23 protein-coding genes are annotated in these 22,581 nt (G+C 56.5%); 9 read left to right on the forward strand and 14 right to left on the reverse strand.

Annotated elements, in window-relative coordinates; translation table 11 throughout:
- Positions 1-95 precede the first annotated feature (95 nt).
- The 8 genes from EIC84_RS21465 (at position 96) to EIC84_RS21500 (ending at position 7,882) form a co-directional block, all read left to right on the forward strand.
- A complete protein-coding gene (locus tag EIC84_RS21465; RefSeq protein WP_003065138.1) occupies positions 96-656 on the forward strand; it encodes a hypothetical protein in 561 nt (186 codons plus the stop codon).
- A 77-nt stretch (positions 657-733) separates the two neighbouring features.
- Positions 734-1,861: a DUF6094 domain-containing protein gene (locus EIC84_RS21470; protein WP_034362016.1), complete on the forward strand. Its 1,128-nt coding sequence runs from the start codon at positions 734-736 to the stop codon at positions 1,859-1,861.
- A gap of 426 nt (positions 1,862-2,287) precedes the next feature.
- A complete protein-coding gene (locus EIC84_RS21475; RefSeq protein WP_003065145.1) occupies positions 2,288-2,584 on the forward strand; it encodes a hypothetical protein in 297 nt (98 codons plus the stop codon).
- Between the two features lie 222 nt (positions 2,585-2,806).
- Positions 2,807-3,154, forward strand: coding sequence for a hypothetical protein (locus EIC84_RS21480; protein ID WP_003054992.1), 348 nt, complete (start codon positions 2,807-2,809; stop codon positions 3,152-3,154).
- Positions 3,147-3,398 (forward strand): hypothetical protein, encoded by a 252-nt coding sequence (locus tag EIC84_RS21485; protein WP_003065148.1) that lies wholly within the window; start codon positions 3,147-3,149, stop codon positions 3,396-3,398. The genes EIC84_RS21480 and EIC84_RS21485 overlap by 8 nt, the downstream gene beginning before the upstream one ends.
- A 60-nt stretch (positions 3,399-3,458) precedes the next feature.
- Entirely contained in the window at positions 3,459-4,055 is a 597-nt protein-coding gene (locus EIC84_RS21490; RefSeq protein ID WP_003065150.1) for a hypothetical protein, read from the forward strand.
- Between the two features lie 101 nt (positions 4,056-4,156).
- Positions 4,157-6,550, forward strand: a complete 2,394-nt coding sequence (locus tag EIC84_RS21495; protein WP_003065152.1) for a DEAD/DEAH box helicase — start codon at positions 4,157-4,159, stop codon at positions 6,548-6,550.
- A gap of 300 nt (positions 6,551-6,850) precedes the next feature.
- Entirely contained in the window at positions 6,851-7,882 is a 1,032-nt protein-coding gene (locus tag EIC84_RS21500; protein WP_034362020.1) for a CAP domain-containing protein, read from the forward strand.
- A gap of 408 nt (positions 7,883-8,290) precedes the next feature.
- Here EIC84_RS21500 and EIC84_RS21505 read toward each other — a convergent pair whose 3' ends face one another.
- From EIC84_RS21505 to EIC84_RS21560, 12 genes are all read right to left on the reverse strand, one after another.
- Entirely contained in the window at positions 8,291-9,655 is a 1,365-nt protein-coding gene (locus EIC84_RS21505; protein WP_003065155.1) for a type II secretion system protein, read from the reverse strand.
- 44 nt (positions 9,656-9,699) lie between these two features.
- Positions 9,700-10,344 carry a prepilin-type N-terminal cleavage/methylation domain-containing protein gene (locus tag EIC84_RS21510; RefSeq protein WP_237704442.1) on the reverse strand — a complete coding sequence of 215 codons (645 nt, stop codon included), beginning with the start codon at positions 10,342-10,344 and terminating at the stop codon, positions 9,700-9,702.
- Positions 10,319-11,320 carry a general secretion pathway protein gene (locus EIC84_RS21515; protein ID WP_237704443.1) on the reverse strand — a complete coding sequence of 334 codons (1,002 nt, stop codon included), beginning with the start codon at positions 11,318-11,320 and terminating at the stop codon, positions 10,319-10,321. Before EIC84_RS21515 ends, EIC84_RS21510 begins: the two co-directional genes overlap by 26 nt.
- A gap of 122 nt (positions 11,321-11,442) precedes the next feature.
- The gene (locus EIC84_RS21520) at positions 11,443-13,233 is read right to left on the reverse strand and encodes an ATPase, T2SS/T4P/T4SS family (RefSeq protein ID WP_003065162.1); all 1,791 of its coding nucleotides are present in this window, start codon (positions 13,231-13,233) and stop codon (positions 11,443-11,445) included.
- 10 nt (positions 13,234-13,243) lie between these two features.
- On the reverse strand, positions 13,244-13,648 hold the full coding sequence (locus EIC84_RS21525; protein ID WP_237704444.1) for a hypothetical protein: 405 nt from the start codon (positions 13,646-13,648) through the stop codon (positions 13,244-13,246).
- 34 nt (positions 13,649-13,682) lie between these two features.
- The gene (gene pilO2 / locus EIC84_RS21530; protein WP_003065165.1) at positions 13,683-15,026 is read right to left on the reverse strand and encodes a type 4b pilus protein PilO2; all 1,344 of its coding nucleotides are present in this window, start codon (positions 15,024-15,026) and stop codon (positions 13,683-13,685) included.
- Positions 15,027-15,033: 7 nt separating this feature from the next.
- Complete coding sequence (locus tag EIC84_RS21535) at positions 15,034-16,824, reverse strand: hypothetical protein (protein ID WP_003065168.1); 1,791 nt, start codon at positions 16,822-16,824, stop codon at positions 15,034-15,036.
- On the reverse strand, positions 16,821-17,597 hold the full coding sequence (locus EIC84_RS21540) for a TcpQ domain-containing protein (RefSeq protein ID WP_003065170.1): 777 nt from the start codon (positions 17,595-17,597) through the stop codon (positions 16,821-16,823). The genes EIC84_RS21535 and EIC84_RS21540 overlap by 4 nt, the downstream gene beginning before the upstream one ends.
- Before the next feature lie 35 nt (positions 17,598-17,632).
- Positions 17,633-18,214 carry a lytic transglycosylase domain-containing protein gene (locus EIC84_RS21545; RefSeq protein ID WP_003065172.1) on the reverse strand — a complete coding sequence of 194 codons (582 nt, stop codon included), beginning with the start codon at positions 18,212-18,214 and terminating at the stop codon, positions 17,633-17,635.
- A gap of 7 nt (positions 18,215-18,221) precedes the next feature.
- On the reverse strand, positions 18,222-19,118 hold the full coding sequence (locus EIC84_RS21550) for a hypothetical protein (protein ID WP_237704445.1): 897 nt from the start codon (positions 19,116-19,118) through the stop codon (positions 18,222-18,224).
- Positions 19,119-19,120: 2 nt separating this feature from the next.
- Positions 19,121-19,693 carry a hypothetical protein gene (locus EIC84_RS21555; protein ID WP_003065176.1) on the reverse strand — a complete coding sequence of 191 codons (573 nt, stop codon included), beginning with the start codon at positions 19,691-19,693 and terminating at the stop codon, positions 19,121-19,123.
- Positions 19,690-20,451 carry a DsbC family protein gene (locus EIC84_RS21560; RefSeq protein WP_034362023.1) on the reverse strand — a complete coding sequence of 254 codons (762 nt, stop codon included), beginning with the start codon at positions 20,449-20,451 and terminating at the stop codon, positions 19,690-19,692. Before EIC84_RS21560 ends, EIC84_RS21555 begins: the two co-directional genes overlap by 4 nt.
- Before the next feature lie 216 nt (positions 20,452-20,667).
- On the opposite strand from EIC84_RS21560, the gene EIC84_RS21565 reads away from it, so the two are divergent.
- On the forward strand, positions 20,668-21,636 hold the full coding sequence (locus EIC84_RS21565) for a tyrosine-type recombinase/integrase (protein ID WP_237704446.1): 969 nt from the start codon (positions 20,668-20,670) through the stop codon (positions 21,634-21,636).
- Positions 21,637-21,869: 233 nt separating this feature from the next.
- Here the strand turns inward: EIC84_RS21565 and EIC84_RS21570 are convergent, their stop codons facing one another.
- Together EIC84_RS21570 and EIC84_RS21575 are read right to left on the reverse strand one after the other, a co-directional pair.
- Entirely contained in the window at positions 21,870-22,208 is a 339-nt protein-coding gene (locus EIC84_RS21570; protein WP_034362026.1) for a copper-binding protein, read from the reverse strand.
- A 23-nt stretch (positions 22,209-22,231) separates the two neighbouring features.
- On the reverse strand, positions 22,232-22,581 hold a 350-nt coding region (locus EIC84_RS21575; protein ID WP_134737340.1), incomplete at its 5' end, for an efflux RND transporter permease subunit.

Raw genomic sequence — 22,581 nt, forward strand, 5'->3', positions numbered from 1 at the left:
GCCAGTCCCTGAGAAATCAGGGCTGGCATTTTCTTTCCCTATGGGGCTTTGGTCCCTATGGGCTGGAGTTCCCTGAGCCTTGTTTGGAGGACTCTATGTCCATTAGTGCAAATGAAGCTGCGTTCAAAGAGCTTCTCCTGTGGACTCAGAATGAGCCCGCGCATCGCTACGAGGTCTACGACACGCATATGGAGGTCAATTACCGGCTCTATATCGCGAAGGACGCTATTGCGAAGGCAACTGAGCTGGGCTTGACAGCCTTCCAGTGTCGTCTCATGGACCGCACCGTGGAGCAGATCCGGTATGTCAATGGCATATGGATGCATGAAGGCGGCAGCATGCTGTCGACCGTGCAGAGGCTGTTCGATCATGAGGCGCTCTTTCATATCATGCGTCGCCTAGAGATGCGTGCTGAGATTGACGAGCTGCAGTCGCCAGACGTAGAAGACGTAATGGCGCTTGCCGATACCGTGGCATTTCGTCGCATTCAAGACTTACCCGCTCAGCAGTCGGCAGCGTCCGTCATCGCGGTGCATGCACGCTCTAACCCTCTCTACCGAGAAGCCCTGAAGCGCGCTTTGCCGCGCCTCGACATCTACGGAAAGGTTCAAGAGCTTACCGGCGTGGGGCTTGATCCAGACGAGATCCCGTTCTAAGCGGTACTGAAGTACCACCTCTTTAACCAAGCCAGCTCTCCAGAAGGAGACTGGCTTTTCTATTTCTGGAGCTGCCCATGGCCTTAATGTTCTCGCGCCTGGCGCACAACTATGTCAAAAACGGCTACTACCCCACGGACGAGGAATCCATACGCCGGATCTCAAACCTGCTGCAGATGCCCGACAAGGGGGGCATACGCATGTTTGACCCTTGCTGCGGCGAGGGCAGCGCGCTCGCCGATTTACGACAGCTACTGACCGTCGATCGAGGGCGAATCGGCGGTGCCGAGGCCTTCGGCATCGAGCTCGACCGTGACAGAGCGCGTCATGCAAAGGGAATCCTCGACCGTGTGATTCATTCGGACGTGCACGATGTCGTGCTCAAGCCGAGAAGCATGGGCCTGCTGTTTCTAAATCCGCCTTATGGCTTCGGCGTAGCGGATCAATCAGCCCAGCGCTCGCTGTTGGCGGAGGCTGATAAGGCCGAGCGCCTGGAGCGAACCTTTCTTCGCAAAACCGTGTCATATCTCGCCTATGGCGGAGTGCTTGTCTACATCATTCCGCACTACGCGCTCGACGACGAAATACGCAGCTACCTGGTGCGCAACTTTGAGGATCTGCGGATCTTCATGGCGCCAGTGCAGCAGTTTCGACAATGCATTGTGATTGGCAAGCGCTGCCGGGCAACCCATGCCACCAAGGCGGGCCTGCAGCCACTGACTGAGGCCCAGGCCTCGGAAGAGGGCGCCCCTGTCATTCCAGACTCCTGGGAGTTGGAGCCATATGTCATTCCTGCGCTGCAGGTCGATCAGGAGTTCGACTTCCACGCTGTGCAGATCGATGCCGAGCAGCTCGGCGACGAGCTGGACAAGTATGAATCGAGTCTGCTATGGAGCGGGCTTTCATCGCAGTTCAGCCAGGTCGGCGGCGCTTGTCGACCGCCGTTGCGCGATCTGACGCCATGGCACCTTGCGCTTGCCCTTGCGGCTGGCCAGGTGGTCGGAATGATCCACGGTGCCGGCGGCAGAACGCTCTTGATAAAGGGGGATACCTACAAACGCAAGGATCGCAAGGTGTCCGTTGACTTTGACGAGAAAGGTCAAGCGTCGCAAACCACGGTGATGCTGGACCGATTCGTCCCCGTCATCAATGCCATCGAGTTCACAGCCGACCACCGGCTGGGTCGGATCGTCAACATCGCATAGTTTTTCCTTAACCACTGCTGGCCTCGGTCAGCGAACCGCAACCCCCTGGGGACACTTTCCCAGAGAAGGTCGTCCTCGTTCATTCACTTGATTGGAGATGATCTTGAGAAATGCTGTGAAGCCAGCACAACCATCGCAGCGCTATGACACACCGCTGTTTCGACCGGGCCGATGCGTAGCAACGCTGGGCATAGACAACCTAATTTGCCAGGGGACCATCAATCCCCACGAGCTCCTGCAGCGGCACATCTGTGGCGATCCAGGCGAGCTGGCCAACACGAAGATGGTCATGCTTGCGCGCGACTTGGAAGCGGCGCGTGGCCAGCGACTATCTGCATTCCTCGTCAACAGCGAGTATGTATGGGTCCTGACAAGTGCTGACTGGTCGGTGACAAAGTTGATGCTTCCATCCGAATGGCGAGCTCAATGAATACCGTCCAGCTACTGGAACACATCCTCAGCCTCGATCAACAGGGGCTGACATTGCTGGACGCGCCTATGGCCACCGCACTCGCAGAGCTGCCCGCCAAGATCCCCCTGATCTTGGATGCGCTCAACAAGGCGTGTGATGCATCTGCAAGTCTTGAGAACGTCATGCTCCATCTCGGGGAGCGCATGACGGAATCTGACCGGACTTTTCGCAACCTGGTTGCCTTCGATCTGTCACTGGCGCTTGGCCTGCTTGCTTCCAGCAGCAAGCCATGCATCAGTGATGGATTCTGATAGGACCCATTAAACCCATGAGAACCGGCTACAGCCGGTTTTCCCCAGCCTACCTATAGGGTGAGCTGCGGAAAGCCGTTTGACCTATCAGAAACGGTTTTAAGGCGCGCTGAGCCACGAAAGCGCACCAGGTCGAGAGGCCTTGGCATTTCTTCAACCACCCGTGCGGGCCTTTCCCGCAGGGGAGGGGCTCGCTCTATCCACTTCAACCAGGAGCGATCCATGAACACATCTTTCTCTAACAACATCCGTGATGGCCACCGCGGGAACACTGAGATTGATCTCGGCGACCGGCGTGTGCTCACTGTCTTAACACGTAAGTTAAATAGCTCCCTCGTCACATCGGCCTCTGTGTCATTGGTGGAGGGAGGCTTCAAGCGCTTTGTAATGGGTTTCGGCGGCGATGGCGATTTCAGCAAGACGCTCGTGGCTTCAAAGCCTAAGCGTGTGACTGAGAAGGTTGTCCGCGAACAGCATACGCAGGCGTTGACGCAGATCGAGGACCTCAAACTGCAGGTCGAAATGCACTACGACGCCTTGGAAAAACGAAAGGCCGCTGCCCATGCATGAGCTGGAAGAAACAGCGCGGGATGTCGTTGACTGCTGGGAGTCGGGCGACCTTGCCGGTGCTGTCACGCAGCTCGGCAGGCTTCTCAACAACCAGGACCTGAATCGCGCTGAGTGCGCCGATGCGATCGCCCGTGCCAGGGAGATCCACGCCGATGACCAATGCGTCATCGATCCCTTGCCGCTGGTAGCGCCGGCGGAAGACGGTACCTACGTCGCCGCCTGGCTCTGGATACCGAATCCATAGTCTTTCATCCACCCACACGGGGCACGCCCCTTGTGGGCTGCTCCATAAAAGGAGCATTTCATGCAAAGAGCGCTTCACCGAATTGAGGGCTTCGCGGATCTATGGGCAGACGCTTGCCTGCGTAACGATGAGGGCGAGCTCATGTTTCTCTCGCTCTATGGGCGCGATGCTTCTGCCATGCAGTTCATCGCGGCTATGGAGCTGGGCAGGACTGAGCACGGAATCACGGATTTCACGTTGGTGAGCCCTGAAGGAACGCGAAACCATGTCCAGGCTGGATCTGCGGAGCGCCTGGGAAAGTTCACTGGCCGTCTGCCGCGTCAGAACCTCTTTGGACCTTTGAACCATCTGTTCGTCTACGACAAACGCTTACAGGAGATCGACAAGCCCAACCGCATTGGCTGGGTCGTGTCCAACGTCGACGCCGGCATCGAGGAGAAGGTGTGGGCCCTGGTGAAAAACTTGGCTCCCATTGCGCTGCTCGATCACTGGCAAGCACCCTTGATTGCCTGGTGTCGAGAGAAGGGCGCTGTCCACGAGCTCGGGGGTGGCCTCTATCCTCGGATCGGAAATCTTCGCGCGCTGCGTGTAAGTATTTCTGATCACTTCATTCGGCATGTGAGCGAGGGCGTACGCAACCGCGTTCTCCTTCCTTAAATCCGTCAAGGCCTCGCAAGAGGCCTTTCGTACCTTCATTCACCTAACCGTTGAGCGCGCACTCCTTTGTGGGGTGTGCGCTCATTTTTTTGGAGCAAACAATGAACGATTTCGCAATTGCTGAGCACGCTGTGACAGAGGCATCCACTACTGCGGCCGAGGCCGCGCCGGCCGTACAGGAAGTCTCTGATGAACTCGGCAAGATCGAGGGCGCAGATTTTCTGGCCGAAGTGATTGATGAAACCCTGCCCCTTGGAGATTTCATACGCGAGTTTGGCCAAGGGCTGCTCGATCAGGTTCGGTCACAGAACCCGCCTGTCTATCTACCGCAGCGCGATCAACTGTCCGAGGCCTGGCTGGCCCGCCAGCAGATCCTCGACCATTTGAAGCGTAAGCCATTCAAAGAGCAAGCCGAAGCGGTTCAGGCCATCGTAAAGCTTCTGGCTGATCGAGGCGAGCCAGCTGCGGTCTTGAACGCGGAGATGGGCACGGGCAAGACCATGATGGCCATCTGCGTGTCTGTGCTGCTTCAGCAGTTGCAGCGACGCAATCCGCGCACGCTTGTGATCTCACCTCCGCACCTTGTCTACAAGTGGCGGCGCGAGATTCTTGACACGGTACCCGGCGCTCGGGTCTGGATCTTGAATGGCCCGGACACACTGCGCAAGCTGCTGCAGATGCGTGCCCGCTTGGGCATCACAACGAGCCAGCCGGAGTTCTTCGTGCTGGGCCGTGTGCGGATGCGTATGGGGTTTCATTGGCGTCCGTCCTTTATCGAGCGCACCATCCTCGTTGGTGGCCAGCGCTTCGTGGCTGCATGCTGCCCTTGCTGCATGCGGCCGCTCGAATCGAAGGGCGATGACGACGTGACCTTGCCCATGTCCGTGCCCTTGGCCAAGCAGGTCCTCAGTGACCGCCGGCGAAAGTGCGAACACTGCAACTCGACTCTGTGGACGCTGATTCGAAATGGGCGGCCCATCGACTCCATGTCCGACCTGGTGCTCAACGCACTTCAGCAGATGCCAACCATCGGCCCGGTTTCTGCGAAGCGGCTGCTCAGCAAGTTTGGAGAGAAAACACTGGCTGCGATGCTGGAGGACAACGTCTACGAGTTCTTGAACTTGATGGACGAGAACGGGGAGCTGGTATTCAGCGACAAGCAGGCAAAGCGCATGGAGCGAAGCCTGGCCACGTTCGAGTTTTCAATCGGGCAGGGCGGCTATCAGCCCACGGAGTTCATCAAGCGCTATCTGCCGACCAACTACTTTGGTTTGCTGGTGGTCGATGAAGGACACGAGTACAAAAACGAGGGCTCGGCCCAGGGGCAGGCAATGGGCGTGTTGGCCAGCCAGTGCGAAAAAGTGCTGCTGCTGACGGGCACACTCATGGGCGGCTATGCGGATGATCTTTTTCACCTGCTCTGGCGCGTCAATCCCAGGGTGTTGATCGAGGACGGCTTCAAGCCATCCAAGACCGGCTCCATGGCTGCTGCGACCATGGGCTTCATGCGCGTGCATGGAGTGCTCAAGGACATCTACAAAGAGACCTCAACTACTTCCCACCGCACGGCCAAGGGGAAAGGCGTGACTGTTCGCACAAGCAAGGCTCCAGGGTTCGGCCCCGTGGGTATCTTGCGTTACGTGCTTCCCATTACGGTATTCCTAAAGCTGCGGGACATTGGGCAGAAGGTGCTGCCGGCGTATGACGAGTCCTTTGTTGACGTGCAAATGCGCGATGACCAAGCTGAGGCATACGCCGATATGTCGAGGAAACTGGTGCAGATCCTGAAGCAGGCCTTGGCCATGAAGGACAGCACGCTGTTGGGTGTGGTCATGAACGTGTTGCTTGCATGGCCAGAATGCTGCTTTCGTTCGGAAACGGTGAGGCATCCAAGAAGCAAGGAGCTGCTGCACATGCAGCCGGCTCTGTTCGATGATGTTGAATGCACTCCGAAAGAGGCCAAGCTCATTGAGCTCTGCATGGATGAGAAAGCCCTCGGCCGCAAGGTCCTGGTCTATTCAATCTATTCAGGCACCCGCGACACCACGGCCCGGTTGCGCATGCTGCTCGAAGCCAGGGGGTTCAAGGTAGCTGTGCTGCGTGCCAGCGTAGATGCGGCCAAGCGGGAAGACTGGGTTGCGGACCAGGTAGAGCGAGGCATCGATGTGCTCATCACCAATCCCGAGCTGGTGAAGACTGGCCTGGATTTGCTTGAGTTCCCAACGATCGCTTTCATGCAATCGGGATTCAACGTCTACACGATGCTTCAGGCTGCCAGGCGCTCCTGGCGCATTGGTCAGAAGCATGATGTTCGCGTGATCTTCCTTGGCTACGCCGGCACTTCACAAATGGAATGCCTGCGACTCATGGCCAAGAAAATCGCGGTATCGCAGTCCACCTCTGGCGATATGCCTGAAAGTGGACTGGACGTTCTCAACGACAACGAGGGCGAAAGCATTGAGATGGCTCTCGCGAGAGACCTTTTGACGATGTAGCCCATTTTGACCACAAGCTGTTTTCACAGCTTGTGGTCATTTTTTTTATTTTGGAGGCACTTGACAGACATACAATTGTAACGCAAAGTTACACAAGGCTTCGTTGGAAATCTTCGCGTCACCCCTTGTGAGAAGCCCACAAGATATGTCCCACGCGGAGTACCAATGAAATAACGCCATATCGTTACCAAGCACAGTCCATACAGACTGTCGCGTCTCTTCCAAATTTCCATTCAATTTTTCGCACTCGATTTTTCAGTCGATCGAGCGCAGCTTTCATATTTGAAATAGAGGTTCCAGATGAAGATTTCCAGCACTCTCTCGATTGTTGCAATTGCCTGCGCGCTAGTTGCTTGCGGCGGTGGTGGTGGCGGTGGTAATGACACACCATCTAACGGTGGAAGCGTCCCGGAGACTCCGAAGGAGAACTTCCCTGTAAACATCGTGCCAAGCAGCTATGCAGACAAGAACCGGGCCGACATTTACGACTTCACTAACAAGAATCGTACGATGTGCGGCTTCAACTCGGTAAAGCAGCGTGCGGAACTGGACGAGTCAGCCGGGCGGCATGCCAAATATCTTCAAGTAAATAAGACGCTAGGCCATGTTGAATACGCTGGAAATCCGGATTACTATGCTGCGACTCTTAGCGAGCGCATCGCGAAGGCGGGATTTGAAACCATGGGAGCGATTGAGATAGCTTCTGCTGTCAGCGGTGGAACTTTGTTTGCCGGGGCGGGCGGGTTTAGCGCTGACGAGCCCTCTGGCCTGGACAACATCAAACAGCTTTTTGCGACGGTCTACCACCTGCAGGGAGCTTTGGGAGAGCACAGCGACATGGGCATAGGATTCTCGATTAGCGAAAACATCTCAGCCGTGCCTGGAACGACGAACTTTTACTCTGCTGCCGTTGTGAATTTTGGAACGCCGCAGGGTTCTCAGCCTGTGGCATACGCAGGCTCTGACGTTCGCACGTTCCCTTGCGAGGGCGTAGCTGATGTTGCGCCGGCTTTCATTGGCGAGTCTCCTAGCCCATTCCCGGCCCGAGACTTCAACGCAGCGCCCATGGGCATGCCGATCTATGTCGCAGCTCCAGCCCAGCAAAAGATTGCACTTAGCAGCTATAAGGTGACCAGCAGCGGTAGCTCTGTCCAGGCGCAAACCTTGACGAGCTCCAACGACCCGCAGCGCTTGGTTAAAGAGAATGAGGTGTTCATCGTCCCGGACGCGCCTCTGCAAAGTAATACCGCCTACCAGGTTGAAATCACCGGGACAGTGAACGGCAAGCACTTCGCTAAGTCGTTTAGCTACAGAACTGGTACTCAGTATTAAAGCAAAAAAGGCCTGAATTTCAGGCCTTTTTTTATTCCTGCGGCTCAGCCCCCATCGTTGCCACCGCCATCGTGATAAACGCCTGATGCCGTAACTATCGGAATGGTGTTGGTAGGACATGAGGTGCCATTAGTTAGCGGCGGGCGTCCACCGCTAGCCCCAGCCCTGACCACGCAAGCATAGAAGGTTGTGACAGCGCCTGTCTTTGAGGAATGTATGGTAACCACTGCCCCCTCAGGAGCGCCGCCATAGCCAGGGACAGGGACAGGGACGACTGTTTGAGGTGTTGGAGGGGTTGGAACGTAAAGGCGGTTTGTCCCGGTGGAATCGTAGTTTTGGGCGATCACGCTTGACGAATAAGCCGCCAAAGTGACCAACGCGACGAGTATGCGTTTCATGTGCGCCTCTTTAGTAAATACAATAAGTCTGAGCAATTGCTTCGCCGGTAGCTGGCGAACCAAGGTTATCTACTACCGAGATTAACCACGCCCAGCCGTAGTCAGTGGCATAGTGATTCAACTTGACGGCATCAGTGCTTTGATTCTTGGGAGTGAGGATAACCATCGATCCCGCAGTTCCAGAAACGCAGGCTGGCTTAGATACCCAGGTCCCATTGCTCGCGGAGTAAGAGTCAACAAATATCTTCTTTCCAAATCGATCTGCTAGCGGTACCCATTGGTTTCCAGAGCAATAGAGGGCAATATCCTGTGCATTCCATGCAACTCCTCCATTCTGCGGACACCATCCTCCAGCTACAGCATCTTTTTGTGGGGAGATTCCTTTCCAATAGCCTCCGATGCACATGACAAGTCCCTGGCCGGTCGAATCCTGAGCAATATCGCCTTGCTGGTTTGTTCCTGCGCACCAGTTGCCCTTGATTTGAATGCTTGTTGGCTTGATGACTTGGCCGTACGTTCGACCAGAACCGTCGCTCATCGATATGCCAGCTGTAGGGATGCCAGAGCCGTTCTTAACCGTCAGGTCGCCGCTGCTGTTGATGTTGGTGCTCTCGGTTGGCCCATTGCTGATTGACAACGACTGAGACACGAGCGAACCTGCCTTCACTTTCCCCACCACACTCAAGTCGCCTTGCAGATCGGGATCTCGGTCGTCTCGGATGCGTACAAATTGAGAATAGATCGCTGCGGTCCTGGTCGTGCAAACGCCATAAGTGGCTGGGCCTGCGCCCACTGGAGCCGGATAGTCACAGCTGCTCCCACGCAGGCGGCTCGGCGCAAGCAAGGTCACCGTAGTGCCATACCCCTGGCTAGCGGATCTGATCTCTTCAGCTTGCACATGCCAAACGGAGCCCGTGGCGGCCGCGCAGCCCCCATCGGCTGCATATCCATTGCAACTGGCGGTCAGTGGTAGGTGGCTATACGAATATGCGGTCAGCGAGCATGCCGATCCGGGGCAGCCAGATCGATCTACCGTGAGAAGTTGCCGGCGTCTCATTGGGTCGATGAGAGGAAATGAGGCAGGCAAATACTTGGCAGTGCGCAGCTCGTCGATCGTGGGAGCGAGCGGATCGGAGAAGCCGGCCACAACCGATCCCATGGCAAGGGCCTGGGCATTGAGGTTCAGGAACTTGTCCATTCCATCCTTGAGCGTCGAGAGGTAGACGCCAGTAGCTTCTGCGCGGCCGCTGTTGATCTTGTCGATTGCCTCCTTGGATGCATAGACGCCGAGAACAGCGGTCAAGCCAAGCACAGCGATGAGCTCAAGCAGGAGGAAGCCAGCCTGCTGTTTACGATGAGGGCGCTTGCGCAGCATAGTGTCCTTTGGCCGTGCCAGATGCGGCACGGCGTGCGGGGAAGTTATTGGAAGGTGTATTCAATGTCGACGCCCGCCGGCACCGCGCAGCTGCTTTGCAGCGTCGCGATAGCAGGTTGGCCACCAGCGGCCTTTACGACGACTGTTCCGACCTTGATGCTCTCTGCTGCTCGCACCATCTGCGTAATCATCGGCATGCAGGCCTTCTCATGAACCTTTGAGACCGTGACCAGCAGGTTGGCGCCAGGCGTGCCGGTTACGGCAATTGCCTGGGGGTTCAATCCGGTTGCTTGTATGGAGTGGGTGGCAGTAGCGCCGGAAACGCTGAAGGCAGAGTCTTTCAGTGCGCTGGCCAGCGTGGCCGTTGTCACGCCTGTATATGGCGTCGCGGTGGCCACGGTGTTTGCTGCACCCTGGATCGACGCCACGGCCTTGGCAAGGTCTCGCGCAAAGTACGGCGCACGGTATTCTCGATATAGGCCTTGCAGTGCGGGAAACGCCAGCACTGCGAGGATCACGATAATGCCGGCAACGACCATCAATTCGATCAGCGTGAAGCCGTCTTCTTTTCCTTTACGTCGAAATGACTTGCGCAGGCGACGAGATTGATTAATAAAGCTTTGCATAGTTTTTTGCTCCTTGATAAAGCAGGTTGAAATAGACTTACAGGAAAACCATTTTTGCGGCATCTGTCATTTCTTGAATGGCAGAAAATGTGTTGAAAACAACCCAACCGACTATTGCTAACGATACAAAAAGAATGCCCCATCTGAGGATGAATGCACGCTTTTTGATGCTCTTTCCCATATCGCGTTCTGTGCGACGACCGGTTAATTGAAGGCCGGCTTCTAAAGACTTTGCTTCAGAAATATCGAACAAGTAATATAGAGCATCCGGCTCCATTAGACCTACATCGAAAAGCCTACCGTCCACAAAGCCGAGTTCGATATTTTCTTGAATGCGTTGGCAGTACCATTGCAGCCATGGCTCCGCCTGCAATGAGATTGCCTTTATGCCTTCTCGTAGGTTTAGACCAGAGCCGCGCTTCACCAGAGTGGATAGGGTCGAAAGAAACATCGCACCGCGATAGTTCCTGTAGACACGGTAGATAATTATTTTTTCCGCCCATTGACGAGAGCGACCGCTCCAACGTGTCAAAGACCAACTAAATGCTATGCAAAGTATTAGTATTCCTATTGCTAGTGGAATGATATATGAGGCAAAGACCTTGGAAAAATGATCCAGATCTAATGCATGCGGACCATAAAGTGTTTCAGGTACAAAGTCGAAGGTGGCCTTGATTTGCGGCCACACAAAAGCTGGCACGCTTGTGAGAGTTGCAAGGACAACAATAATTGCGAATATTGCTACAGCAATGATGGAGAGAAACAGGCTTCGCGCCTCATCAACCACTCTGACCAAGCGCGCAGCCTCTTTCAATGCGTCCGGTACTGATCCAGTGCCTCCGTGGTTAGCTGCTGAAGCAATAATCAGCATGTCTGCTTCGGGAAGCGTGCCTCGCCAAGTTGCGCCGATGTCTGCGCCAGTGTCCAGAAACTTGCTTGCCCAGTATTCGGAAAGCACTGCTCGTGGATGGGGGCGGAGCTTCTGCCAACGGTTCTTTGGTGCGTAGCGTTGAGCATCCTTTACGAATATATCGTGCATAAGGATTCGCCCATTGGAATCTGAAAGCACGTCAGCGAGATACTCATAGTAGTCGGCCCGATGCTTTCTAAATTGGCGTGCTGCGCGTTTCAGTGGCGAGAAAAAAACAATTATGGATCGCATCACACAGCCTGCAGCTTCTTAATTGATTGAATATTCTTTGTGTGAGCTGCAGCCATTTCACGGCGTCTTTCTACGGTGACGAATGACATAAATCGAGGCTCGATCTCTCTAGGGTCTATTTCACCTTTGCTCATTTTGTATATGGCGCAGTCCATTGCAGATTTTCCTGTCATATCTGGATCGTCATATCGTGAGGTGCGCAATGACGCCAGATACCGGCTCAGTTCAATTGTTTTGGAGTCGCGGATACATTCCAGGAAATAGTCGTCAGGCTCAACCAACTCAGTGACGACGGTGCGGCCAAGTAGGCCATTCAGTTCAGGCAAGCCATCACGCCGGCATTTATCGCATCCATCGGGGTTTCTGACATATATCTTTTCTGGATCGATGTCGTAAAGACGTTTGATGCGTGAGAAGTAATCCTCCCACTCTATTGCGTCTTCACCTTGTAGGAGCTTTGTGGCCTTTAGCTTGCAGCCAGGGCAGTTTTTCGGAAGTAGTGCCTGATATCCCAATAGCTTGAGGTTTCCAGGGGTGGAAACGACATCGATGTCAATGCCAATACCTGGCGATATCAAGCGTGCTGGTATACCCATGCAATTACGAGCGTGGACAGTCGTATAGCAGTTCGTGCCCGATTCGATAGCATCTTGGAGCAGGGCAGCAGTTTGCTGGTCACGAATCTCACCGATGAATAGCTCGTTAAGAGCGGTTCGCTTTAGTGTTCTCTTCTTTGGCTTGAAAGGGTCTTCATCGCTTTCAAGGTCGCGACTCACTGTGTTCTGGTGGAAGTGACTGCCAGGCAAGATGTTTTCTCGCGGGTCTTCCACTGTCATCACTTTGCGCGTGCTTGGAACTCCACTAAGTAGTGTCGATATCGTTGTCGATTTGCCCGAGTCAACGACCCCCGAAAGGACGATTGCACCGCCCTCGGATCGCATGGCCCGCATCAGCATGGCGATCTGTGTGGGGAGATAGCCAAGTTGCTCCAGCGTCAGCGGTTCTTTCTTGGCATTGATTGGCGTGATCCGCATGGTGATCTGCGGGCCTTCGTCACAGGCCATCGACGCCCAGCGCAGCATGAACTGTCCGAGCTCGGCCAGGTCGATGAAGATCCGGCACTGGGATTCGACAGTGCCATTGAAAACGGGGTCTTTGACGCCCTTGGCAGTTTGGTACGCGACTCCAGCGATGGACAGAAGCGTTGCAGTTGGCAAGTGGAAGCGTGGTGGGGCCACGTACTTGCCCTCGATCGTGAACCGGACCTCGCTGCGTGTTTGGGCAGTGAAGATGTTTAGGTGAATGTCAGAGGCGCGGTTGGTTACGCCGTAACGCACCAGTTCCTCGAACGACTGGTAGTAGCCCGCTTTTGCTCTGTCGCCCAGAATATTGCGAAGGCGCTCCCCCTGGGTCCCGTCGATGTGGCCACGCGAGACGGCATGGATGATGGTCTCGCTCTCGACCAAATAGACGTTGGCACCTGGTGCGAGACGGTAGTTTTTGGACAGGAGGAGCTCGGTCGTAGCCCGTAGTTCTTGCGAGCTTCGGTGGCGGTTGCTCACGAGCAGAATGAACTGCTTGCTGTCTTTTCGTGTTTCGAGAGGACAGATGTGCTGGGCCAGACTTCCCGCCAGGTTGATGTCCTTGTCCTTCCCAAGTGGGCGATGGAAGCTCACTTCCTTGAGCAGCTCGGTCTCGGTCTTTATGACACGTTGACTGAGGACGAAAGTGGTCGCAGTCGGCGGAGCTGGGACTGTTGAACGTTGACGTGAGAAGAATGGCCACTGCATCTTTGGTTCCTCAGCGGTCGCTGCAGAGCTTTTGCGGGAACTTGCTGTGCTGCAGTTCGATGCACCGTGCATCAATGCGCTTCGCTGTGTAGCCGGCCTTCATCTCAGCAGGCGTAAATGCGTAGATGCGACCGTCGATAGTGACCTCGGCCGTCCAGCGGCCTATGCGTCCATAGATGCCATTGAGGGTAAGAAGTGGGCGAGGCTCCGGCGGTGTTTCTACGGTTGGCTGCACAGTTGGTGCGGCTGCTTGTGGAGCCGCGGCCGATGGAGCGGAGCCGCCCGTTTGGCCGAGCGCAGCCTCAACGGCTTTATCGGCTTCGAGTTGCATGAGCTTCTTCACGGTTGGAGCAAAGCCATAGCCTGGCTGTGGCTGCGATGCGGCCGCAGCGAGATCCTGGGCGGCAGCTTGCATAGCGAAGCCAATCAGCGCGGCTGCAACGGCGGGCTTAGTTCTTTGCATAGATTTCTCCGGCCAATGTGGCCGTCATGAGGCTTTTCTTGAGAGACGCTTCGCCGTTGGCCTGCCAGTCGTTGGGCAGTCGGGCAAAGTCAACCTTGAAAGAGGTCCACGCCACCGGAACCTCTGGAGCGATCAGCAGGTCCACACTGAGCAGGGGGCCGCTAAGGTTGGTCAACGCAGCTTTGTAGATGGCCAGCCCTAGCTCTGAAGGCATGGACACAGGCTCTCCTACCTTGTTGAGCGGTGCTGGAACTGCTTCAGGCTGGAATTGCCCGATGGTTTTTCCGCTGAAAGCGCGCAAGATCAGTTGCAAGGAACTGAGTCCACGTACTTGCTGGATGGCCAGCGGGGTCAGCTCATCGAAGTTGAGGTGACGTGCAGGCGCTGACACTTGCATGACAGCCTCTATTTCATCCACTGTGGAATAGCGGACGGTCCACTCGCGGGGGCGCAAACGCTCGAAGTCTTCGTTGGTAGGGTCTAGACCCACATCTGCGGTGCGGTCGAATTTCAGGGTGCAACCCCAAGTGCTTCCAGCGCTTGGTTTACAGTCCGTCTCCTTTAGGCGCCACCCGGCGATGCTGGTGGGTAGTTTTTCGGTGGCTTCGCGCAGTGCGCGTAGCGCTTCATGCCCATAGGTAGACTTCTCCTGTGCATATGCTTGGAAGGCTTGAGTCCATGCTGTCTTGGGGTCCAGCTCATTGGCGTTGGCCAAGAGCTCTGCTTGGCGTCTTTGCTCCAGTTGCCAATAGTCCCAAGCACGTATTCCCCCGAGCAAAAGGATCGCGCCGGCGACGGTGTAGAGCACAGCTGGAGGGATGCTGGTGCCGACCTTGGCCAAGGGCTCGCTGGCCTCATTACTGGCTGCTGCGCTGATGACCTGGCTCAGCGTTACGGGTTGAACCTGTGGGGCAGGGTAAAGTAAATCTGGCTCACTCGTGAACAGTGAGATGGACGAGGTGGCCAAGCGCTCAAATGCAGCCAGCCGCGCGCGAGCCGCTTCTTCGTCCGTCACCAGCGCATCGAAGCCTGTCGCTGGTGCTCCGTCGATTGCGGCGCAAATCCAGATCCCTTGTGGGAGCCTGATGGCTGCAAACACATGGCCATTGGCGAAGGCGGCCACGCCGGTTGCCAAGGCGATGAGCTTTTCCCCCTGGTTGGAGACTTTGAGTTTCGCGGTGCCCACGGTGGCTGGAGCTACCGTGCAGTAGTAGTCCGCCTTCCCCTTGCGGGCAAGTTGTTGTGCGTGCTTCTTGAGATTCACGGCTTGGACAGTCTGCTGCCAAGTCACGCCGATCACATAGCGCCGTTCGATGAGGTATGCACTCATGGTTGCCTCAGTTCATGAGCACAGGACGAACCACAACGAGGAATTCCTCACGTTCCAGGCTTTGCGCGTCAGAGCCGCCAGCGAGCAAACTCCAACCTTCAGCCAGACGGCGGCGGTTGTCTTTGGCTTTGTAGCGGGCCATGCCGGTGAGGACCATGACTTGGCCAGCTTTGAGCATGACCGTCGATTGATCGTCGATGCCTGACCTTTCGGGGTTTTGAACCCTTGAGATCGAAGTACCCTGGCCCGAGGTCGTCTCAGTCATCGCCACCAGGTTGGTCATGCTGATGCCGAATCTCAACTGCACTGAGCCGTTGTCCAAGATCGCGGGTTGGATCATGAAGCGATCGCCCGTAGTGACATTGGCAGTCTTCATGCCCACCGAGCCCGATCCGGCTGCAGTAGATGTCGATGGCAGCGTCTCAGACACGTAAGAGCGGTCGTTGAGGTTGGTCTTGCGTGCCCATTGGCGGTTCATCGCCTGCATCTCTATGGGGCGATGCTGGATGTTGGTGCCGTACTCGTTCAGCGCCTGGATCGCAGCTTGTGTGCCACCCCAGCGGCCCACCGTGCCGCTGCTTGGGCTGCCTCCGTTCGCCAGAGACAGGATCGTCAACCCGATCTGGCCAGCCGTATCGCCGACTAGCGAAGTGGGCGAGTCAATGGTCGCGCCCCACTTGGAGGTAAGCGAATTGAGCACCACGCCCCAGTTCACTCCCTTCTCGTCTCCGTCCTTTGTCGTGATGGAGTAGATATCCATCTGTATGCGGACTTGGCGTGTCAGCGACTCGTTCTCGGACTTGACCACTTGGCGGATGCGCTGCATGGCTTCCTTGGTCGTCGTCACCGCGAACCTACCGGTACCCTGGTTGATAGCGATGGATGATCCGGGGACTGCAGCCACCATCTGCTGCAGGCTATTCATGAATGAATTGAAGATGTCCAGTGATCCAGCTTCGTCGATGCGGAAATTTGATTGGGAATTGCCGGTGGCGCCGGTGGTGCTGCTTGCGCCCGAGGTTGAGCCACCTTGCAAATTCATAGCAAAGTCCTTGCTTCCTTCAAGAGCGGCGATCTCGAAGGTTTCTGTGACGTAGCGCTCAATAATGATCACGCCATCGCGATACGCATAGGACAGTCCCAGCCTGGCTGTCACGAACTCAGTGATGCCGCGCGGCGTGTTGTTCTTCCAGTCCATCTCGAACGTGTCGAGCATGAGGTTTGGACCAGGGCGTATGACCTCGACGCTGGGCTGGCCAGCAGCGGCCAGAGGTGCAGGCATGCTCATCCCTGCAACTGTCGCGGTCGTGGGCTTGGCCGGCTGGGCGGCGCTTGGGCTAGAGGCGACTGCTGATGACGCGGCGCTGAATACGTCCTGCTTGATGCGAAACGGAACGCCAGTTATGCGAGACATGCGTTCGGCCCAAACCGCAAGGCTGACCTTGCCGCCAGTGCTTTTGTCTTCAAAGCTGATGAGCTTGAAGGTTTCATCGAAGATGGCGGGAAGGGAGTCTTCGGAACTGATCTCGATCATCTCGGAGCCGATCCATGGACGCGACGCGCGGCGCGCAACGATGGGCGAGAGCTGACGGGCGGCTGCTGCGTTTGTGGCAGCCTTGTGACCCTGTGTGGACTCTTCTACGCGCAGGCTCCGATTCATGACACTTGCGGCCTGCACGGAGCTGTCAATGTGGCCACGAACTTGCTGGGTGACTGCAGGCGAGACACATCCTGCGAGCAGCAGGGCAGAAACGAGGGCAGAGGGTACGGCGCTGTGCTTTAGGTTGGCCAGAATCATTGGGTGCATTCCTTGTCTTGCTCGCCACGGCGAGTGATTCGGGCCAAGGGCGGGTTGTTTGGGTAGAAGCAGACATCGAGCGGGTATTCGCTCGCTTGAATGCCTGGTGACGACAGGGCGGCGGTCACGGCCTGCTCGAATGGCATTTCATAGGTCTCAGGGCTTCCGATCACGACATGCTTGCGCGCATCCCAGCGCACGCGATAGCCGGCTTCTGCGGCCCAGCGTGTGAAGGCCTTGTTCAGCGTTACGTCCTGGAGCTTGAGCTCCCAGCGACGTGCAGGCTGTCCAGAGCCATCAGTGAAGGAGGCTTTCCAGTGTTGGCGCGCCTGGTCCACCCACGAGCCCGAGCCTGGAACTGCGCTGGTTGTGAACAGTCCCTCAATCTGCGCGCGCGATGGTGCGCTTCCCTGCACCACTGCAGTGGCCACCGCTGTAGTCGGTGCGCTCGCTGCTACTGCTTCCAGCTTGGTGCCGGCAGCAGTTTCGGTGAGCTGAAGCTTGATCCCTGGAGGGAGTTGGCTGTTGACCGTCGAGATCAGATTGGCGACCGTGGAGCCACCTGCCTGTTTGACGGACACCTGAGTGTCCAGTGGTACTGGGCTGCTGAAGGGAACGCCCAGCCGATCTGCCAAGAGTTGAGCCAGGCCTTGCGCCTTGTCCTGCCATGTGACTTCGATTTCTGATTGCAGGAGCGTTGATTTGGCGCTGGTGCCTTCAGCTTCCTGTGCCATGGTCGGCCAGGCAGTAAGCGCAACAGCGACAGCTGCCACGCATCGTCCTAGGTGATGAAATTTCATTGCGTTCCTCATTTGCTTGCTCGGGCCATGGCGTCAGCCCAGGCAAACTCGCGGTACAAAGCGAGAACCATGGGGACGTAGGCTTGTGTTTCGCGGTACGGCGGAATGCCTTTGTGCTTACGCACGGCGCCAGGGCCGGCGTTGTATGCGGCGAGTGCCAGCTCCCAGTCTCTAAACTCGAACCACATCTTTCGCAGGTAAGCTGCGCCGGTGGCCAGCCCAAGCTCGGGCTGATACAAGTTCACCTTTGGGTCCTGCAAGCCTTCGCCATGGGCCGTATCTGGCATGACCTGAGTGAGACCGAGCGCACCTGCAGGCGATCTCGCACGCGAGTTGAATTGGCTCTCGATAGCCACGAGAGCCATTAGCAGCGCAGGTTCCAGTCCGTAATGAACAGCGATCGCGCGAATGGCCGGCTCGTGCTGCCAATAGTTGCGGAGCAGTTGCTCACAGTGGGCAGACCTGGAATTTCCGCGAAGGCAGTCGTAGGTCGGGAGCTTTTTCGGCGGCACCTGGGCCAGGGACAGGCCAGGTGCGGCGACGAGCGCTGCTAATAGCAGATTGCGGGTGATGTGGGCTAGGCTAAACATCCGCGCCTCACAGCATCGAGAGGGCCAACAGCCCAATGAGCAGGGTTGTTGTGCCTTTCACGAGATAGTGCACAAGCTCGCTCGTGGCAATGCGTCCCGAGGTGTAGCGACCGTAAAGGCCGCTGAAGGCACTGGCTGTGACAAGAAAGAAAAACGCGCCGCTTCCTGCAAGCAGCATTTGCTTGAGGCTGGGCATCTGCATCCCGGAGCCCTGCAGGAAGCCTTGCTGCATTGCTGCCGAGACTTCCATGCATGCACCGGTGGCGTCTCGCGGGCAGCTGTTACCCCCCAACCCGGTGCCACCGTTGCCACCCGTGCTTCCAGAGCCGTTTCCGGGCGGGTGGGTGTTGCCTGGGTTGGTAGGTCGTCCATTGGCCATCCTGTCGGCCATGTCGCATATAGATGTGCCATTGCTGTCAGCAAAGCCACGGCAAGACCCTGAGTTAATCATTCGCTGGCAGTTGCCGATCCCAAGCTGCACGCAAGCGAGCACCAGATTCCCGTCGACGGCGCGCCCATCAAAAGTGCCCAAGCCGATCAATTGGCGGACCACGCCGGAACGCATGGCGTCGGCGGTCAGTTGGGACCAAGCATCGATCTGGGCCTGCAGGGGCAGTTGGCGATACTGTTCAGGTGTCACTCCTGCATACTTGGCGATGTTTGTCCTATTCATCTGCAGGACGCCATAGCAGCAGCTGCCGTTGAACGCGCTGGTGTTGCCGCCCGATTCAACGTTGATCGCAAGGTTGGCCACAGCCTGCGCGTTCTGCTTTAGCCAGGCACTCGCATTTGGCGAGTTTTGAATGGCTTGGGTAATGTCTGCAGAGCTGACGATGGCTGCCAATGCCACGGCAGGCAATAGCCACACTAGCTTGGATAGTCGCGGGAAAAAGCGGCTGCTCATGTCTAGCTCAGGCGCATAGCGCGATTGCATGCAGGAATGACTTTGCCGAACTGCCATGCCCGGAATCGAATCGTCAGGGCTGGCTGGGTCTGCTCTATGCGGTACTCAACGCGGTTCTGCGATCGGTCGGTATTGGCGTACAACATGCAGTAGCCTGGGAGTTCAAAGGCGCGCAGTCCAGGCCGAGGCGGCCAAGCGATGACACGCATGGTGCAGACGCTGTAGATGTCCATGGCTGCCGCGCCATTTGGTGCATCCAGGCAAAGTGTGTTGCCCGCAGCGGCGAACATGCTGAAGATGACTTTGCCCTCAGCGGTTGCGGTGTCACCCAGCAGCGCGAACGCAGGCATGCGCTTTCCTGCGCTGCCCGGTCGTGGAGCGGAAAGCTCTGTTGCCCAAACAGTCTTGAGGATCTCCCGGTCCTCCGCTGTACCCGTGGACGAAAACACCGAGCTGTCGAAGACGACTTCTCGCATGGTCTCCCAGGACTGAGCGTGAGAGCTTGTCGCCATGGCAATGGCAAGCGCAGGGAATAAGGCAGAAATGAGGGGGCGAACGGAGGCGGGCGCGATCATCGTTGGTCCGCCTTCAAACGACCGCCACGCTCCAACTCCTCCATGAATTGCTCGGGCGGTGTGGCGCCAACCAAGCGCTTGCCGCTTGCCAGCACCACGGTGGGCGTGTTGTTCATGCCATAGCGCTCACCGAGCTTGAGGATCTCGACCAAACCATCGGTGTTGCACGACTCGGGCAATTGCGGCCGTGCGCCGTCCATGATTGCTTTCCACACGCCGGCACGGTCGCGTGAGCACCAGGCCATCCGTGCAAGAGATTGACTTCGCCGATCAGTGATAGGGAAGATGAAGCGATAGATCGTCACGTCGTCGATCTGGTCGACGAACTTTGTGAAGACTCGGCAGATGGGGCAGAACGGGTCTTCGAAGAGCGCCATCACACGGCTTCCATCTCCGTGCACTTCCTTAATCGCGTGCTGCAGGGGAAGCTTGTTGAATGGAATGACCATCCTCTTGTCTTGTTGCAAGGCGGTCAGGTCTGTTTTGCTCTTCAAATCCATCAACGAGCCGCCCACAAAACTGTAACGACCAGTTTCATTAACATAGAATATCTCCCCTTCGGAAATCACCTCATAAATGTTGGTGAGCGGCGTTGTATTGATTTGCTCTACACGCACCGCTCCGTTCGTGTTTGCGTTGACGCCTGCCTTGATCTGCGCCGCAACCTTCTCTGATACGTCTGCAGCTATTGCTCCAGCGGTCAGGCCAACGAACAAAGCCGCGGCTGCGGCAAGCCTGCCTCTCACTACGCGAGGCATTGCTTTGATATGTGATTGCTTTTGCATGGACCGCACTTTAGGGAGCGGTCGGCGTTGCCTCCAGTGGAAACCGTGCGTTACATACATCACGGTTTCCGCTTGACACATCAATTCCGAATTGATCTATATTGTTAACTGTCGAGGTGTGTGTCTCGCCAGCCAAAGAAGGCGCCGATGAGGCGGCTTCTTCGTGCGGGCATTCACACGGGTAGATGAATGAATAATTTGCTTGTTGCCGGCACGATGGATGTTCCCGCCGGCTGGGATTTCCGTTTTGGAGATTTTTTAACCGATCTATTTTTTCAAGAGGGCCTTGCAGAAAGCACTCTTCAGGTCCTCCAGATCCAGTTGCGAGCTTTCAACGCATGGCTGTTGGAAGCGACCGGTCGCTCGTGGGAACATGCTTCGGTCGACGACCTGCAGGTATTCCTACTTAGCTGGAAAGACACCAGATCTGTTTCGGCACTGCGTCTCAAACAATGGATGCTGCAGCGGTTGTACCGCTGGGCGAAAGAGTCCGGCATCGTGGACCTTGGCGTTCACCGCGCACTGCTACCACTACGCGGGGGCTTGCGTCGCCCACGTCGCCCACCATCCAGTAACGCGATCGCTAAGCTGATGGAGCTACCGGACACGAAAACTGCCAAAGGCATGCGAGATCGCGCAGCTTTGGAGCTCCTTTATGGATCTGGGCTTCGTGCAGGAGAGCTGCTGAACATTACGCTCGATCAGGTCCCCGCCAGCGGCAAGCCCATGCAGATATGGGGGAAGGGGAGCAAAGAGCGCTTGGTTGTCGTTGGAGAACATGCCATGTATTGGATTGCACAATACAAAACGGCCCGACAAGTGATCCTCGCAGCCGGAGGCCATGGCAAAAGATCCACATCCAAACTGTTTGTTAGTAGCGGACGCTATCCAGACTACCGCTACTACCAGTTGCGCAGAATGGTCAGCCGTTACGGTCGCGAATGCGGCCTTCGGTTGACACCCCACGCATTGCGACACGCCTTTGCGTCACATCTGTACCAGGGAAAAGCGACTCTGCACACTATCCAGTTACTGCTGGGTCATGAGCGTCAAGAGACGACTGCTCACTATGTCTCTATCTTGCACGAGGATATTCGGGCCATGGCGGATCAGCATCATCCACGCAGCTCGAAATACGAGCGATACGTGCGTTGGTAGTTTTGTAGCGTCGAGGCTGAGTTGTTAGCATCGTTGCACTTTCTAGGCGATTGAGCTTTCGAAATTCGTTGGGCCCTTGGCACAAGCACTACCCGCTGGACAGCCAGCAAATCAGCCAGTATTGCGCCATTCTTCCAATTTGTAGCAGTGCTTTGTAGCTGCTATGTCTTGTGGTTTAAACGAGGCTTTTTTAAAAAAATAGACTGTCATGGGTAGGGCAGTCTATTTTTTAATTAGCGGCCTGGTTTTATTTCCGTCACGATGGCCTTACCTTTGATGGCCTCGGCTTGAAACTTCACCTTGTCGCCAACCTTCAGGCCGTCGAGCATCTTCTTGTCGGCCACCTCAAAGCCCATGGTCATGGCGGGCATATCCAGATTCGGAATATCTCCGTGACGCAGGACGATGAGGTTCTTTTGGGTGTCGATCTTGCGGACTTCGCCATCCACGAGGGGCATGGTGGCAGCAGATGCACCTGCTGCAGGCTTCATTGGCATTTTCATGTCCTGGGCGTGGACTGCCGTGAGCGCTGCCAGAGTGAGAGCTACGGCAAGGGTGTGATTTGCTTTCATGGGTCTGTCTTTCTAGAGAACGGTTAGGAGGCTTCGATTGCGGTGGGGTTGTGGTTTTTGGCGTAGCGCCCATCTGCTGGGCGCCGGCGATGGATCAAGTACCAGGCTGCGGGGATGACCAGCATGCTCAATAGCGGGGCTGTGACCATGCCGCCGACCATGGGAGCCGCGATGCGGGTCATGACCTCCGAGCCGGTGCCGTGCCCAACCAGAATGGGAAGCAGACCCGCCATGACCACGGCCACGGTCATGGCCTTCGGCCGCACGCGCATGACGGCGCCCTCGCGAATGGCGGCCAGTAGCGTCTCTTCATTGTCCGGCTCGCCTGCGGCCAGATGCTGTTTCCAGGCGTTCTGCAGGTAGACGAGCATCA

This window comes from Comamonas sp. A23 (genome assembly GCF_004522605.1).
Taxonomy (GTDB): domain Bacteria; phylum Pseudomonadota; class Gammaproteobacteria; order Burkholderiales; family Burkholderiaceae_C; genus Comamonas; species Comamonas thiooxydans.